Consider the following 15071-nt stretch of genomic DNA (forward strand, 5'->3'; position numbering starts at 1 on the left):
CCGGTCCGGAGCCCACCGAGCCGCTCGTGCCCGGCGATTCGGCCCCGGTGGCCGAGCCGTCCGACGCGGCGGCGGGCGAGGAGCCCGGCCCGGCCGGCGACGCCGGTCCCGCCGCGGACGCGGGCGCGGAGCCCGACGGGGAGCGGCCGGACGTGTGGGACGTCGTGGTCGTCGGCGCCGGCCCGGCCGGCGCGTCGGCGGCGTACGCGGCCGCGGTCGCGGGCCGCCGGGTCCTGATCCTGGAGAAGGCCGAGCTGCCCCGGTACAAGACCTGCGGCGGCGGCATCATCGGCCCCTCCCGCGACTCCCTGCCCCCCGGCTTCGAGCTGCCCTTCCACGACCGGGTGCACGCGGTCACCTTCTCGCTCGAAGGCCGCTTCGCCCGCACCCGCCGCTCGCGCCGCATGCTCTTCGGGCTCGTCAACCGGCCCGAGTTCGACGCCCTCCTGGTCGAGCACGCGCAGAAGGCGGGCGCCCAGCTGCGCACCGGCGCGACCGTGACCCGGGTCGAGCAGCACGGTCCGGCGGTGCCGGACCGGCGGACGGTCGCGGTGGTCCTCTCCGACGGCGAGACGGTGCTCGCGCGCGCCGTGGTCGGCGCGGACGGCAGTGCCAGCCGGATAGGAGCGCACGTCGGGGTGAAGCTCGGCCAGGTCGACCTGGGCCTGGAGTCGGAGATCCCGGTGCCGCCGTCGGTGGCGGAGGACTGGAAGGGCCGCATCCTCATCGACTGGGGCCCGATGCCCGGCAGTTACGGCTGGGTCTTCCCGAAGGGCGACACGCTCACCGTCGGCGTCATCTCGGCGCGCGGCGAGGGCGCGGCGACCAAGCGCTACCTGGAGGACTTCGTCGCCCGGCTCGGCCTCGCCGGCTTCGAGCCCTCGATCTCCTCCGGCCACCTGACCCGCTGCCGCACCGACGACTCGCCGCTCTCCCGCGGCCGGGTCCTGGTCTGCGGCGACGCGGCGGGCCTGCTGGAGCCGTGGACCCGCGAGGGCATCTCGTACGCGCTCCGCTCCGGCCGGCTGGCCGGCGAGTGGGCGGTCCGGGTGGCGGAGGCCGGGGACGCGGTGGACGCCCGCCGCCAGGCGCTGAACTACGCCTTCGCCATCAAGGCGGGCCTCGGCGTGGAGATGGCGGTCGGCCGCCGGATGCTCGCCGTCTTCGAGCGCAGGCCGGGGCTGCTGCACGCGGTGATCACCGGGGTGCGCCCGGCCTGGAACGCCTTCGCCGACATCACCCGGGGCGCGGCCACCCTCGGCGGCATGGTCCGGGCGAACGGCCTGGCCCGGCGGGCCCTCGACGTGCTCGACAAGCGCATGGACACGGACTCCGGCGTCGGCCCGGCGGGCCGGGGCGTGAGCCGCAAGGACGGGACCGCCGACGAGACCGCCGACGAGGCGGAGGCGGCGGGCGCGGCCGGGCCCGCCGACGGCGGGGAGCGGTCCGGCGCCTCCTGAGGGACCGGCGCCTCCTGAGGGTCCGGCGCCTCCTGAGAGGGGGCGGTGGACCCGGCGGGCGGCCGGCGGGCGCGAGGGACGGGGGTGGGCGGGACCCCGGGGGTCCGTGCCCCCCTCACGCGTCGGTGGCGGCGGCGACGGCGGTGAGGCGGAAGACCGGGTGCCGGGGCGCGGCGGCGCGCAGCTCCTCGTCGGTGGAGTCCGGGCCGACGCCCGCGAAGAAGATCCCGACCTCGGCCTTCCAGCGCTTGAGGTAGGCGCGCAGCACGTCCGCCTTCGCGTCGTCGAGGACCTCGGTGGCGGTGAACGCCTCGACCCGCTTGCCGAGGCGCAGCTCGCCGCCGCCGACCGCCCGCATGTTGCGGGTCCACTGGACGTGGCCGCGGGGGGCGACGAGGTAGCGCTCGCCGTCGAGGGTGAGGACGTTGACCGGGGTGGTCCGCCAGGCGCCGCTCCTGCGGCCCCGGACGGCGAGGATCCGCGAGCCCCAGACGCTGACGCCCCGGCGGGTCAGCCAGGCCACGCCGCGGTTCACGACGTGGACGGTGAACCAGCCGGGCTTCATGACGTGGGCGGTGCCGGGGGCGGTGCCGGCGGCCGGGGAGGCGGGGGCGGGGGTACCGGGGGTGGTGGGGGTGCTGGTCATCGGGGCCTCCTGGGGGTCGGGGCGGGCGGTGCCGGTCATAAAGAGTGAGCACTGCTCTCGCTTGAGATCAGTGTGCACGGCTCGGTGCTCACAAGCAAGAGCAGTGCTCTCTTTTCGGTGCGCTGCTCCGAACCGTGGCAGACTGCTCTCCATGACCACCGTTCGAGGAGCCCGCGCCCGCGCCCGGATCGAGATCACCGTCGCCATCAAGGACGAGGCCCGGCGGCAGCTCGCCGCCGAGGGGGCCGCCAAACTGTCGCTGCGGGCCGTCGCCCGGGAGCTCGGCATGGTCTCCTCGGCGCTCTACCGCTACTTCCCCAGCCGGGACGAGCTGCTGACCGCGCTGATCATCGACGCGTACGACGCCGTCGGCGCCGCCGCGGAGACGGCCCACGCCTCCGCCGTGCGCACCGCGCCCCGCGCCCACCTCGCGCACTGGACCGCCGTCTGCCGCGCCGTCCGCGCCTGGGCGGTCGACCACCCCCACGAGTACGCCCTGATCTACGGCTCCCCGGTCCCCGGCTACACGGCCCCCCAGGACACCGTCGCCCCCGCCGCCCGCGTCGGCCTGCTGCTCGTGGCGACCGCCCGCGCGGCCTGGCAGGACGAGGGCGTCGCGCTGCCGCCGCTCCCGGACGGCCTCGCCCCGGAGGCGGAGCGGCTCGCCGCCGACCTGGCCCCCGACCTGCCGCCCGCGCTCGCCGTCGCCCTCGTCTTCGCCTGGGCGCAGCTCTTCGGCCTGGTCTCCTTCGAGGTCTTCGGCCAGTTCAACCGGGTCGTCGAGGACCGGGACGCCTTCTTCGCCACCGCCGCCGAACGCCTCGGCCGCGAGGCCGGCCTGCTGTCGCGCCCGCGGCCCTGATCCGGTGCGCCGCGGCGGGTCCCGCCGGGTCCGGGAGGCGGCCCCGATCATGGCAGACTCGGGCGCATGAACGGCAAGGCGACGACGACGCGTACTCGGCTGGACAGGGGGCGCAGCGCGCTCGGCCCCGCACTGGAGCTGGTGCACACCGGACGGGCTCCGACGCGGGCCGTCCTCACCGCCGAGCTGGGCGTCACCCGCGCCACCGCCGGTGCCGTCGCCGCCGAGCTGGAGGCGCTCGGGCTGATCCGGGTCGACTCCAACCCCGGGGCCGCCGCCGGTTCGCAGGGGCGGCCCTCGCACCGGCTCGCCGTCGACGGCAGGGGACCGGTGGCGCTCGCCGCACAGGTCCACGCGGACGGCTTCCGGGCCGCGCTGATCGGCCTCGGCGGCACCCTCGTCGCGACCGTCCCCGGCTCGGTCACGGTCTCGGCCGATCCGGCGCAGGTCCTCGGCGCCGTCGTGGAGGCGGGCGCCGCGCTGCTCCGGGAGTCCGGCCGGCGCTGCGTCGGCGCCGCGCTCGCCGTGCCGTCCGCGGTCGCCGAGCCCGAGGGCACCGCGCTCAACCCGCTCCACCTGGCCTGGCCCGCGGGCGCGCCGGTCCGGGAGATCTTCGCCGAGCGGGTCAGGGAGGCCGGCATCGCGGGCCCCGCCTTCACCGGCAACGACGTGAACCTCGCCGCGCTCGCCGAGCACCGGCACGGCGCCGGGCGCGGCTCCCGCGACCTGCTGTGCGTGGCGACCGGCCACCGGGGCGTCGGCGGGGCGCTCGTCCTCGACGGGCGCCTCCACACGGGCAGTTCGGGCCTGGCCCTGGAGGTGGGGCATCTGACGGTCAACCCGGAGGGCCGCCCCTGCCACTGCGGCGGCCGGGGCTGCCTGGACGTCGAGACGGACCCGCTGGCCTTCCTCACGGTCGCCGGCCGGGAGCCCGGACCGGAGGTGTCGCTGCTCCAGCAGGCCCGCGACCTGATCCGCACCGCGCCGGACGACCCGGGGGTGCGGGCGGCGGTGGCGGAGCTGATCGACCGTCTCGGCCTGGGGCTGGCGGGGCTGGTGAACATCCTCAACCCGGACCGGATCATCCTCGGCGGGCTCCACCGCGAGCTGCTCGACGCCGATCCGGAGCGGCTGCGCGCGGTCGTCGCCGACCGCAGTCTGTGGGGCCGCAGCGGCGGAGTCCCCATCCTGCCCTGCACCCTGGACCACAACAGCCTGGTGGGGGCGGCGGAGCTGGCCTGGCAGCCGGTGCTCGACGACCCGCTGGCCGCGCTCGGCGGCGTCCCCGTCTGAACGCCCCGGGGGCCGCGGGCCGGTGCCCCGGGGGCCGGGCGGGGAGACGGCCGGGGCCGGGGAAAAGGGATGGGCGCGGCCCGCCGGGCCCGGTAACGTCGCCGCTCGTGATCACTTCCGACGCCGCGCTCCCGCCCCGCCTGGGGAGCCTCACCTTCCACGGCCCGCTCTCCGAGGAGCGGGCCGACCGCCTCGTCCGCCGGATCGCCGCCTCCGGCCCCGCGGACGTCCTCGACATCGGCTGCGGCTGGGGGGAGTTGCTGCTCCGGATCCTCGACGCGGCGCCCGCCGCCCGGGGCGTCGGGATCGACATCGCGGCCGAGGACCTCGCCCGGGGCCGGACCCTCGCCGAGGAGCGGGGACTCGCGGACCGCGTGCTCTTCGTCGAGGAGTCCGCGCGGGGCGGCGGGCGCGGCCCCGTCGACGCGGTCCTCTGCCTCGGCGCCAGCCAGGCCCTCTGCGACCCGGAGCTCCCGCACGATCCGGCGGAGGCCCTGCGCGAGCTGCGCCGGCTGGTGCGGCCCGGCGGCGTGGTGGTGCTCGGCGAGGGCTTCTGGGAGCGGACCCCGACCGAGGGGGAACTCGCCGCGATGTGGCCCGGCGCCCGCACCGGCGACCACCTCCCGCTGGGCGGCCTGGTCGACCTGGCGGTCGCGGCGGGCTTCCGCCCGGCGTGGATCGAGACGGCGAACCGCGACGAGTGGGAGGCCTTCGAGTCCGGCTACCGCCACGACACGGAGGTGTGGATCGCGGCCCACCCGGACCACCCGCTGGCCGCCGAGACCCGCGAGCGCGTCGACCGGCAGCGTTCGAGCTGGCTCGACGGCTACCGCGACGTCCTCGGCATCGCCTACCTGACGCTGGTCGCCACGGCCTGACCGCCCGTGCCGGCCGCCGCCGTCCTGCCGGTCAGGGCCGGGCCCCGCTGGCGGCGAGCGCCGGGGCCTCGGCGGGCGCGCTCAGCGGCACGCCCGCGAGCCGGCTGTAGGAGACGACCGGGGCCAGGAGCGCCGGGTCGAGGCCGAAGCCGGCCTCGGCGACGGCCAGGGCCGGAGCGGCGGGCCGCGGCGGCGCGGTCAGGACGAACCAGACGTCCTTGCCGCTCGCCCCCCGCGGGCGGACGCCCCAGCTGTCGCTGAGCGCCCCGACGATGGCCAGCCCCCGGCCCGAGGTGGCGAGCGCGTCCGGCTCGTCCCACAGGTCCTCGGGGGACGGCTCCGTCGCCACCGGGATCCGGGGGTCGTTGTCCCGGACCGACACGGTCAGCCGGTCGAGCAGGAGTTCCAGCTCGACGGTGCACTCCTTGTCGGGCTGCGCGTGGCGGTGCACGTTGCTCAACAGCTCGGTCACTCCCAGTTCGACGGGATCGACCAAGGCGTCGAGCTTCCAATGGCGCAGATGGGCGGAGACGATCCTGCGGATCTGTCCGATCCGCGACGGCAGGGCCTGAAGCTCCACCGCGTAGTACCTGCTCGGCTCGCTGATCACGGCTGCGACTCCCCGAAGTAGTCCTGAAGAAGACGGAGATTCGGATCTGTCATGCGGTACGGCAGGGTGGTGCACCGAGCACGGTGTCACCACCGATCGACCCTCAGTGAGGTGATTCCAGCGTGAACCAGCCGTGACCGCGCCGCAACCCGCCGCACGCCCGCCCAGGTCAGCGCCCCGGAGGGACGGTCACCTGCCGCCCGCCGCCCGCCTCAGGGCGGCGAGGAAGCGGCCCGCCTGCTCGGCGTCCCGGGCGTCGTCCTCCCCGGCGCCGTCCATGGTCAGGCGGTAGCGCGTGCCGTTGACCTTCGCCACCGTCTCGTCCGCCTTCGCGAACCACGGGCGGCCCGCCCGCACCGCCCTGACGGGCGCGCTGTCGATCTCGGAGCCGTAACTGGTCAGCAGCGCGAGCCGGCCGTCCTCGATGCGCACCTCCCCGGCCCGGGTGAGCGAGCGCGGCCACCGCGCGATCCGTACGCCCCTGGCGCTGAACTCCGGTTCCGACATGCTCGTCCACCCCTTCCGGCTGCCCTTCCCTCCCAGTGTGCCGGGCCTTCGGCGCGGGCACCAGGGACCGTCTCCCGGCGCCTCCCCAAGGCCTTCCTATGGAGCGTCAAAGTGAACGTTTGCCCAGGTGGGAGGGGTATCGTCGAAGGCGGGAAGCCAGGGTCCGCCCCGGCGGGACAGCGAGGAGAGAACCGTTGAGCACCACCCCCCGACCCCCTCACGCCGTGGACGCCGTCGCGACCGCGGACGTCGACCGCAGCGATCCGGCCTACCGCGCCTGGCTCAAGGAGGCCGTCCGCAAGGTCCAGGCCGACGCCAACCGCTCCGCCGACACCCACCTCCTGCGCTTCCCGCTCCCCGAGAAGTGGGGCATCGACCTGTACCTCAAGGACGAGTCCACCCACCCGACCGGCAGCCTCAAGCACCGCCTGGCCCGCTCGCTCTTCCTCTACGCGCTCTGCAACGGCTGGATCCGCCCCGGCAAGCCCGTCATCGAGGCCTCCAGCGGCTCGACCGCCGTCTCCGAGGCGTACTTCGCGAAGCTCATCGGCGTCCCCTTCGTCGCCGTCATGCCCCGCACCACCAGCCCCGAGAAGTGCCGCCTCATCGAATTCCACGGCGGGCAGTGCCACTTCGTCGACGACTCGCGCACGATGTACGAGGAGTCGGCGGCGCTCGCGGCGCGCACCGGCGGCCACTACATGGACCAGTTCACCTATGCCGAGCGGGCCACCGACTGGCGGGGCAACAACAACATCGCCGAGTCGATCTACCAGCAGCTGCGGCTGGAGCGGTACCCCGAGCCGGCCTGGATCGTCGCCACCGCCGGCACCGGCGGCACCTCCGCCACCCTCGCCCGCTACGTCCACTACACCCAGCAGGACACTCGGATCTGCGTGGCCGACCCGGAGAACTCCTGCTTCTTCGACGGCTGGGTCCGCCACGACCCCGGGGCCACCGCCGACTGCGGCTCCCGCATCGAGGGCATCGGCCGGCCCCGGATGGAGCCCAGCTTCGTGCCCGGCGCCGTGGACCGGATGATGAAGGTGCCGGACGCGGCGAGCGTGGCCGCCGTGCGGGCCCTGGAGACCGCGATCGGGCGGAAGGCCGGCGGCTCCACCGGGACCGGCCTGTGGAGCGCCCTGAAGATCGTGGCCGAGATGGTCGCCGAGGAGCGCACCGGCAGCGTCGTCACCCTGATCTGCGACCCCGGCGACCGCTACCTCGACAAGTACTACTCGGACGAGTGGCTGACCGGGCAGGGCCTCGACATCGCCCCGTACGCCGCGACTATCGAGCGGTTCCTGGCGACGGGCGTCTGGCCGGAGTGAGCCGCCGGTCCAGGGCGGCCGCCGCCCGGCGGAAGGACAGGCCCAGGCCCGGCGACGCCAGCCGCAGGCCCGTGCGGAAGGGGGCCGGGCCGTCCGCCGCCATCGTCCAGCGCAGCCGGGTCCCCGTGCCCTCCGGCGCCAGCGCCCACTCCTCGGCGAGCGCGGAGACGGCCGGGGCGTTGGTGAGGTCGACGCGGTAGGCGTAGCGGAGGTCCGGCTCGGCGGCCAGGACCGTCTCCTCGAACCGGACGCCGCCGCGCAGCCGTATCGTCCGGCGCGCCCCGTCGTCCAGGGGGACGGCCGAGGCGACCGGGGTGAACCAGGCGGGCAGGCTGCCCACTTCGACGGCGATCGAGCGGTAGACCGCCGGAGGCGGGGCCTGGAGCCTGGCCTCGAAGGCGAGGCGGACGGGGGCGACGGCGGTGAAGTCGAGCTCCACCGGCCGCAGTCGGCGTGGCATGGACCGGACCTCCCCGGGGGATCCAATGGGAGGTGGAACCCTAGCTGACACCACGTCAGTGCGAAAGTCCGTTCGAAGGGCGGGGGTTCAGCAGACCGTCCAGCGCCCGGCCGAAGACCACCCGGCCCGCCCGCGCCAGCACCCCGTCGAAGAGCCGCGGCACCCCCCTTACCGTCAGCTCCTCCGTCCAGACCACGCGCGCGCCGGCGCCCTCCGGCGCCACCTCGATCAGCGCCCAGCCCCGCACCACCCGCCCGCGCTTCTCCAGCCGGCAGACCCCGGGCCGGTCCCCGAGCGGCGGTTCCCAGCGGACCACCTCCATCGGGTCGTCGAAGCCCAGGCGGCCGATCCCGGTGCGCGCGGTGAAGCGCGTCCCCGCCCGGCCGGGGCCGGACGTCAGGACCGTGGTGCGGGTCAGCGGCACCTGCCGGCCGTGCGCCGGCCAGTCGGTCAGCAGCCGCCATGCCTCCACGGGCGCCAGCGGCACCGCGCGCACCACCCGGAAGCGGCTCACGCCGCCGCCCCGCCGGCCACGAGCAGCCCCGGCACGTGCTCCGCCACCTCGGCCCGCACCTCCACGGCCATCCCCCGGTCCGTCACCCAGGTGTCCACCTCGTCCAGCGTCCCGAACGAACTCAGACCCACCGTCCCCCACTTGGTGTGGTCCGCGACCACCACCACCCGGCGCGCCGACCGGATCAGGCACCCGTTGGTCTCCGCCTCCGCCAGGTTCGGCGTCGACAGGCCCGCCTCCACCGACAGCCCGTGCACACCGAGGAAGAGCAGGTCGAAGTGGAGCGAGCGGACCGCCCGGTCCGCCACCGGCCCCACCAGCGCGTCCGACGGCGTGCGCACCCCGCCGGTCAGCACCACGGTCGGAGCCCGCCGCCCCTCGCCCGACGCGGGCCGCGCCTCGTGGAAGACGTCCGCCACCCGGACCGAGTTCGTCACCACGGTCAGGTCCGGCACGTCGAGCAGCTGCCGCGCCATCGCGTACGTCGTCGTCCCGCCGGAGAGCGCGATCGCCGACCCCGGCAGCACCAGCGCGGCCGCCGCCCGCGCGATCTCGTCCTTGGCGCTCGGCTCCAGCACCGACTTCGCCTCGAACCCCGGTTCGTGCGTGCTCGGCTCCGCCACCGGCACGGCCCCGCCGTGCACCTTCGCGACCATGCCCTGCCGGGCCAGCGCGTCCAGATCGCGGCGGATCGTCATGTCCGACACGCTGAGCCGCCGCGTCAGCTCGTTCACCCGCACGCCGCCGCGCCGCCGCACCTCGTCGAGGATCAGCGCGCGCCGCTGCTCCGCGAGGAGGTTCTGATTGTCACTCACCGCCGGGGCCGGTCCTTCCGCAGGGGACGAGGGGAGAGAGCTGTCGGATTCGGTGAGGGACCGTGCGCGGGCGCGCGGTCGTCCGCGATCCTGGAGCCGACGTCGCATCCTCCCACTCACGAGAGGAAGACTCCTAAGTGTCCCCTGCCACACCCGCCCCCGAGCACGGGGGCGCGGCACTCGAGCTCCTCGTCCACGGAGTCGGCGGAGCCACCCCCCAGTCCATGCTGGACGACCCCAGGACCTTCCGGGTCACCGGCGACGAGACCGCGGCCGTGCACCGGCGCGCCGAGGACCTCGACGCCGAGGACCACCCCGAGCGGTACGCCGCCCGTCCCGTGCCGGAGGCGTACGTCTGGTCCAACCTCACCTCGGGCGACGGCGCCCGCGCCCTGTGGCTGCTGCTCCTGCCCTTCATGGTGGTCAACCTCGCCCACTGGATGCGGCCCCCCGCGCCCGGCCGCCCCGGCCTCGTCCGGCTCTACGGCGTGCTGGTCCGGCTGCTCGCCCTCAGCCTCACCGTGCTGCTCACCGCCGCCGTGTGCGAGGTCGCCCTCGACCTGACGGCCTGGCAGTGCGCCGGCACCGCCGCCTGCGCCGACGGGCGCGCCTGGCTCGGCTTCGTCGCCGCCGACCGGGCCGGCTGGTGGTCGGTCCCCGGCCGCCGGCTCGCCCTCGCGGCCGTCCTCCCGGCCGCGCTGGTCGCCCTGCTCTGGTACCTCTCCCGGCGCACCTGGAGCGCCTACGAGGCCCAGCGCCCGCCCACCGGAGACGAACCCCCCGGCCCCGCCACCGCCCGGGACGACCCGCGCCCCGCGCTCGGACGTCCCGGGTTCTGGTACGGCAGACGGCTCGTCGCCCGGCTGCGCGCGGCGCACACCGCGGCCGGTCTGCTCACCGTGGCCGCCGCCCTCGCCGCCGCCCCCGTGCGGCACGACACCGGCGTCCTCGCCACCACCGGACTCGCCCTGCGGGCCGCCCTCGCGGGGTGCGCCGTGCTGGTGCTCTGGTCGGTCTGCGGCCGGGGGCGCAGCGAGCGCCGGCTCGACCAGCGCGTCGAGAGCGCCGTCTTCACCCGGCTGCCCGCCCTCGCCTCCGGACTGCTCGCGCTGACCGCCGTCCACACCGCCTGGGCCCGGCCCGGCTGGGCCTCCTCCGGCACCCTGCCGGGGAACGCGGTCTTCGGCGCGCTCACCCTCGCCCAGGGCGGCCTCGTCGTCGCCCTCGGCGCCGTCGCCCTGCTGCTCCAGCGCCCCCGGCGCGATCCCCGCACCGCCCTCGCCGGACTCGGCGGGCCCGCGACCGCCATGCTCGCCTGCGCGCTGGGCGGGGTGATGGCGGGCGGCGTCGCCCAGTGGGTGGCGGACCGGCTGGACGGCGGCGCCACGCCCGGGACCCCGGACAGTCCCCTCGCCGGACCGCCCGTCCTGCTCAGCTGGCAGGCGTCCGTCCTCCCCGTCCTGCTCCTGCTGCTCCTCGTCCCGGCCGTCCTCCTCGGCGCCCGCACCGCGCTCGCCGCCCGCCGGCTGCGGTCCGCCGTCGAGGGCGACTACGCCGACGAGAGCCCCGACCGGGTCCGCACCGGCCAGATCGCCGCGACCCGCGCCCGCGCCTCGCTCACCGACTCCGCCCCGCTCCTCGTCGGCGTCGTCTCGGGCACGGCCCTGCTGCTCGGCGCCGTCGCCGTCGCCGGCGCCTGGAGCAGCGACGAGGTGCCCGGCAGCGCCTTCTCCGGCGCGCACCCCGCGATCGCCGCCCTCGCCACCACCACCCAGGCGCTCGGCTCCTGGATGATCGGCTTCGGCTTCCTGCTCTTCGTCACCTGGGGCCGCCGCGCCTACCGCGACGCCTCCGCCCGCCGCACCATCGGCATCCTCTGGGACGTCGGCACCTTCTGGCCGCGCGCCGCCCACCCCTTCGCCCCGCCCTGCTACGCGGAGCGGGCCGTGCCCGACCTGACCTGGCGGATGAGCTCCTGGACCCGGCACACCGGCGGCCGCCTCGTCATCTCCGGCCACTCCCAGGGCAGCGTGCTCGCCGCCGCGGCCGTCTGGCAGCTGCCGCCGGCCACCCGCGCCCGGGTCGCCCTGCTCACCTACGGCTCCCCGCTGGAGCGGCTCTACGGGCGGTGGTTCCCCGCCTACTTCGGCCCGGAGGCGCTGCGCGGCCTGCACCGGGCCGTGCACTGCTGGACCAATCTGCACCGGGCCACCGACCCCATCGGCGGCCCCGTCCGGGTCCCCGCCGAGGACGGCCGGCCGGGCGTCGACGCCCCGGTGCTGCGCGACCCCGTGGCGTACGGACGCAGCCGCGCCCATCCGCTGCCCGAACCGGTCCTCGGCCACTCCGACTACCAGGCCGACCCGGCCTTCGCCGAACGGCGGGCCGCGCTCCTCGACCGGCTGCCGCCCGCCCTGCCCCGGCAGCGCACCGACGGCTTCTCGGATCAGGGGAGTTCGGGCAGGTCCTCGGGGTAGAGCAGGGTCAGGTCGTCGGTGCTCGCCTCGGCGAGCACCGCGACCCGGCCCGCGTGCCGCTCGACCATCGACTCGAAGGTCTGGCGGGCGGTCCGTCCGTTGCCGAACGCCGGGCCCTTCGGCAGCTTCCCGAAGTACGTGAGGAGGGCGTCCTCCGCGCCCTCCGCGAGCCGGTACTCGTGCTCCTCCGTCTGCTGCCGCACGATCCGCAGCAGCTCCTCCGGCGTGTAGTCGCCGAAGGCGATGGTCCGGGAGAAGCGGGAGGCCACGCCGGGGTTGACGGTGAGGAACCGCTCCATCTCGGCGGTGTAGCCGGCGACGATCACGACCACCGCGTCGCGGTGGTCCTCCATCAGCTTCACCAGCGTGTCGATCGCCTCGCGCCCGAAGTCCCTCCCCGAGTCCTCCGGGGAGAGCGCGTAGGCCTCGTCGACGAAGAGGACGCCGCCGCGCGCCCGGTCGAAGGCCTCCTGGGTGCGGATCGCGGTCGAGCCGATGTGCTCGCCGACCAGGTCGACCCGGGAGACCTCCACCAGGTGTCCGCGCTCCAGCACCCCGAGCGAGGCGAGGATCTCGCCGTAGAGGCGGGCGACGGTGGTCTTGCCGGTGCCGGGGTTGCCGGTGAAGACGAGGTGGCGGCGGACCGAGGCGGCCTTGAGGCCGGCCTCCTGGCGCCTGCGGCCCACCTCGATCATGTTGGTGAGCGTCCGCACCTCGTGCTTCACGCTGTCCAGGCCCACCAGCGCGTCGAGCGCGCCGAGCACGTCGTCCGGGTTCCGGGGCGCGGGCACGGCCGGGGCGGGGACCGCGGCGGGCGCCGCCGCGGCGGCCGCGCGCGGCGCGGGAGGGCCGCCGAGCAGGCCGGGGGAGTGCTGGGCGGCCGTCAGGACCGGTGCCGGTGCGGCCGGTCCGGGCGCCGGAGGGGTGCGGACGGCGCTCTCGTCGCCGGTGCACTCCTCGGCGACGGCCCCGTCCTCGGGGAGCTCGTACCCGCCGCGCGCGCACCGTTCGGTCCGGCAGCGGCGCAGCACCGTCCGGCAGCCGTCCATCACGTGGAAGCCGTAGCCGCCGCTGCCGGTGACCCGGCAGCCGTGGAAGGTGCCGCGCCCCTCGGCCGACACGTAGACACCGGCCTCGGCGGGGGAGGTGACGACGCAGCGCTCGACCGTCGGGTCGGCTCCCTTGGTGACGATGACGCCCGTCTGCACGGTGTCCAGGGTGCAGTTGGCGAGCGTGCCGCCGCTGCCGTGGTCGCGGAACCACGCTCCGGTGGACGCCTCCTTGATCCGGCAGTCGTCGAGCTGGGCGGTGGCGCCGTCGCTGACCGACACGGCGGTGTTCCGCACCTGCGTCAGATCGCTGTCCACGACGTCCACCCGGGAGCCCCGGTCCAGGACGAACAGCGCGTCCGGCACGTCGTGGACCCGGCACGCGTCGAGGACGGCGCTCGCCCCGTCGCTCACCCAGACGGCCGGGTAGTCGCCGGTGCTGTCGTGGATCTCGCACTGGTGGGCGTCGACGCGGGTGCCCGGGTCCCACACGGACAGGCCGTTGCGCCCGAAGCGGCGCACGGTCGACCTGGTCAGCGTCAGCACCGAGCGGGACCGCAGGTCCACCGCGTTCTCCGGCACGTCGTGGATGTCGCAGTCGGAGAGGGTCAGCACGGCGTCCGTGTCGAGCGTGACGCCGTCGGCGGAGGTGCGGTGCACGGAGGAGTCGACCAGGTGGGCGGTGGCGCGGGCCGCGATCTGGAGCCCGGCGCCCTTGATCTCGTACACCTCGCAGCCGATGCCCTCCAGGCCGCTGCCCTCGCCGGTGACGGCGATCCCGGCGCCGGAGGCGTGGTGCACCCGGCAGCGCTCCAGACGGGGGTGGGCCCCGCCGCGCACCGATACGCCGGCCTGTCCGGCGGAGACGACCTCGCACTCCTCGAAGACGCCGCCGGCGCCGTCGACGGTGGCGATGCCGACGCCGGCCGGATTGTCGACGGTGCAGCGGCGGACGGTGGGGCGGGCCCGGCCGCGGACCTCGATCCCGGAGGCGGAGCGGGTCATGATCCGCAGGTCGAGCAGCTCGGGGGTGCCGTCCTCGACCAGCAGCGCCGGCGCCGCCACGTCCTGGCCCTCGATGTGCAGGTCCCGCACGATCGCCGAGGCGCGCAGCGTCAGCGGCACCCCGTCGGGCGGCGCGATCCGCACCGGCCCCGTCCCGTCCTCGGGCCCCCGCAGGGTCACCGCGCGGGTCACGACGAGGTTCTCGCGGTACGTGCCGGGCGCGACGGTGAGGACGTCGCCGTCGCCGGCCGCCTCCAGCGCGGCGGCGAGGGAGGCGTACTCGCCCGTGCGGCGCCGCCACCGCGACGTGCCGGTGTGCGTCACCTGGACCGTGCCCTGTGCCATGGGTGTGCTCTGCCCCCGCCTCGTGCGCCGACGCCGAACCGGATCCGGGATCGTGGAGTGGGGATCCTGGTTCCGGTGCCCCACCGTAGCGCGCGGGGAGGCGCGGGGTTGACGGGTCGTCGAGCCGCACCCGTACGGGGCACGGAAGCGGTGCTTCCGCCGGTGTCAGCTCCCGGTGCCGGTGCGCCCCCAGTCGGGGCCGACCGACGCCCACGCGCGGTCGAGGCGCGCGTACCGGCGCAGCCGCAGCCGCCGCATCACCAGCCGCCGGACGGTCTCCACGCCGAGCCCGGCGAGGAGGGCCGCGGTCAGTCCGACGACGAAGGAGTGGGCCCGGGCGGTGCCGGGGGCCGGCGGGGCGGCGACCGGCCGGCCGTCCCGGTCGGTCCACAGGGCGAAGGCGTCGCCGGGGGAGGAACTGCCCCGCGCGGTGGTGACGGTGCCGGTCCGGGAGGTGCCGTCGGGGGCGGTCCAGCGGGCGACGACGGCCCGCCGGAAGCGCCGCTCGGCCGCCCGCTCGCCCGCCACGGCGGCGCTCGGCGGGGTGCCGGCGGCCCGGAGCACGTGGGCCGTGGTCGCCACGCGCCCCTGCTGCTGGGCGCGGACCGCGCGGTGGAGCGACTGCTGCGCGGCGGAGCCGGCCGTCCAGCCGGCCAGGGGTGCCGCCACGCACAGCAGGACGGCGGCCACGAGCGCCACCCACGCCTCGACCAGGTCCGTCGGCCGGCGCAGGGGGTTGTGCCGCCAGCGCCAGAGTCCGGTGACTGCGCGCATGCCGGATCCCCTCGTTCGTCGCTCCTTGGACGAGTGTGCCCGCGG

Annotated in this window: 14 protein-coding genes; 6 read left to right on the plus strand and 8 right to left on the minus strand. The window is 76.3% G+C overall.

Annotation, left to right across the window (positions count from 1 at the left end; translation table 11 throughout):
• The first annotated feature begins 152 nt into the window (after positions 1–152).
• Positions 153–1460: a geranylgeranyl reductase family protein gene (locus IE287_RS14900; RefSeq protein WP_229883502.1), complete on the plus strand. Its 1308-nt coding sequence runs from the start codon at positions 153–155 to the stop codon at positions 1458–1460.
• 115 nt (positions 1461–1575) lie between these two features.
• Here the strand turns inward: IE287_RS14900 and IE287_RS14905 are convergent, their stop codons facing one another.
• Positions 1576–2025 (minus strand): nitroreductase family deazaflavin-dependent oxidoreductase, encoded by a 450-nt coding sequence (locus IE287_RS14905; RefSeq protein ID WP_229883503.1) that lies wholly within the window; start codon positions 2023–2025, stop codon positions 1576–1578.
• Positions 2026–2257: 232 nt separating this feature from the next.
• On the opposite strand from IE287_RS14905, the gene IE287_RS14910 reads away from it, so the two are divergent.
• The 3 genes from IE287_RS14910 to IE287_RS14920 all read left to right on the plus strand — a co-directional run bounded on the left by IE287_RS14910 (position 2258) and on the right by IE287_RS14920 (position 5139).
• The gene (locus IE287_RS14910) at positions 2258–2968 is read left to right on the plus strand and encodes a TetR/AcrR family transcriptional regulator (RefSeq protein WP_189849508.1); all 711 of its coding nucleotides are present in this window, start codon (positions 2258–2260) and stop codon (positions 2966–2968) included.
• A gap of 66 nt (positions 2969–3034) precedes the next feature.
• Entirely contained in the window at positions 3035–4261 is a 1227-nt protein-coding gene (locus IE287_RS14915) for an ROK family protein (protein ID WP_189849509.1), read from the plus strand.
• A gap of 107 nt (positions 4262–4368) precedes the next feature.
• Entirely contained in the window at positions 4369–5139 is a 771-nt protein-coding gene (locus IE287_RS14920; protein WP_189849510.1) for an SAM-dependent methyltransferase, read from the plus strand.
• 31 nt (positions 5140–5170) lie between these two features.
• Here the strand turns inward: IE287_RS14920 and IE287_RS14925 are convergent, their stop codons facing one another.
• Both IE287_RS14925 and IE287_RS14930 read right to left on the minus strand, forming a co-directional pair.
• On the minus strand, positions 5171–5749 hold the full coding sequence (locus IE287_RS14925; protein WP_189849511.1) for an ATP-binding protein: 579 nt from the start codon (positions 5747–5749) through the stop codon (positions 5171–5173).
• A gap of 189 nt (positions 5750–5938) precedes the next feature.
• Entirely contained in the window at positions 5939–6256 is a 318-nt protein-coding gene (locus IE287_RS14930) for a hypothetical protein (RefSeq protein ID WP_189849512.1), read from the minus strand.
• Positions 6257–6450: 194 nt separating this feature from the next.
• Between IE287_RS14930 and IE287_RS14935 the strand changes: the two genes are divergently transcribed.
• Positions 6451–7587 carry a PLP-dependent cysteine synthase family protein gene (locus IE287_RS14935; RefSeq protein WP_189849513.1) on the plus strand — a complete coding sequence of 379 codons (1137 nt, stop codon included), beginning with the start codon at positions 6451–6453 and terminating at the stop codon, positions 7585–7587.
• Here IE287_RS14935 and IE287_RS14940 read toward each other — a convergent pair.
• Genes IE287_RS14940 through IE287_RS14950 form a run of 3 tightly spaced genes read right to left on the minus strand, consistent with a single transcriptional unit; the run spans position 7547 to position 9376 of the window.
• The gene (locus tag IE287_RS14940) at positions 7547–8047 is read right to left on the minus strand and encodes an SRPBCC family protein (RefSeq protein ID WP_189849514.1); all 501 of its coding nucleotides are present in this window, start codon (positions 8045–8047) and stop codon (positions 7547–7549) included. The two genes, IE287_RS14935 and IE287_RS14940, sit on opposite strands and share 41 nt — an antisense overlap.
• 55 nt (positions 8048–8102) lie before the next feature.
• A complete protein-coding gene (locus IE287_RS14945) occupies positions 8103–8561 on the minus strand; it encodes an SRPBCC family protein (RefSeq protein WP_189849515.1) in 459 nt (152 codons plus the stop codon).
• A complete protein-coding gene (locus tag IE287_RS14950; protein WP_189849516.1) occupies positions 8558–9376 on the minus strand; it encodes a DeoR/GlpR family DNA-binding transcription regulator in 819 nt (272 codons plus the stop codon). Before IE287_RS14950 ends, IE287_RS14945 begins: the two co-directional genes overlap by 4 nt.
• A gap of 137 nt (positions 9377–9513) precedes the next feature.
• Here IE287_RS14950 and IE287_RS14955 point away from each other — a divergent pair, with 137 nt between their 5' ends.
• A complete protein-coding gene (locus IE287_RS14955) occupies positions 9514–11853 on the plus strand; it encodes a hypothetical protein (protein WP_189849517.1) in 2340 nt (779 codons plus the stop codon).
• Here IE287_RS14955 and IE287_RS14960 read toward each other — a convergent pair.
• Positions 11823–14252, minus strand: a complete 2430-nt coding sequence (locus IE287_RS14960; RefSeq protein ID WP_189849518.1) for a right-handed parallel beta-helix repeat-containing protein — start codon at positions 14250–14252, stop codon at positions 11823–11825. The genes IE287_RS14955 and IE287_RS14960 overlap by 31 nt on opposite strands.
• 165 nt (positions 14253–14417) lie before the next feature.
• Entirely contained in the window at positions 14418–15026 is a 609-nt protein-coding gene (locus IE287_RS14965) for an Rv1733c family protein (protein WP_189849519.1), read from the minus strand.
• Positions 15027–15071 lie beyond the last annotated feature (45 nt).

The sequence above is a fragment of the Streptomyces omiyaensis genome (assembly GCF_014650895.1).
Taxonomy (GTDB): Bacteria; Actinomycetota; Actinomycetes; order Streptomycetales; family Streptomycetaceae; genus Streptomyces; species Streptomyces omiyaensis.

What these genes read in the sequence shown, in the direction of transcription:
- IE287_RS14905 (WP_229883503.1), bottom strand. Translation starts at nt 2,025, where the DNA reads ATGAAGCCCGGCTGGTTCACCGTCCACGTCGTGAACCGCGGCGTGGCC.
- IE287_RS14910 (WP_189849508.1), top strand. Translation starts at nt 2,258, where the DNA reads ATGACCACCGTTCGAGGAGCCCGCGCCCGCGCCCGGATCGAGATCACC.
- IE287_RS14915 (WP_189849509.1), top strand. Translation starts at nt 3,035, where the DNA reads ATGAACGGCAAGGCGACGACGACGCGTACTCGGCTGGACAGGGGGCGC.
- IE287_RS14930 (WP_189849512.1), bottom strand. Translation starts at nt 6,256, where the DNA reads ATGTCGGAACCGGAGTTCAGCGCCAGGGGCGTACGGATCGCGCGGTGG.
- IE287_RS14940 (WP_189849514.1), bottom strand. Translation starts at nt 8,047, where the DNA reads ATGCCACGCCGACTGCGGCCGGTGGAGCTCGACTTCACCGCCGTCGCC.
- IE287_RS14960 (WP_189849518.1), bottom strand. Translation starts at nt 14,252, where the DNA reads ATGGCACAGGGCACGGTCCAGGTGACGCACACCGGCACGTCGCGGTGG.
- IE287_RS14965 (WP_189849519.1), bottom strand. Translation starts at nt 15,026, where the DNA reads ATGCGCGCAGTCACCGGACTCTGGCGCTGGCGGCACAACCCCCTGCGC.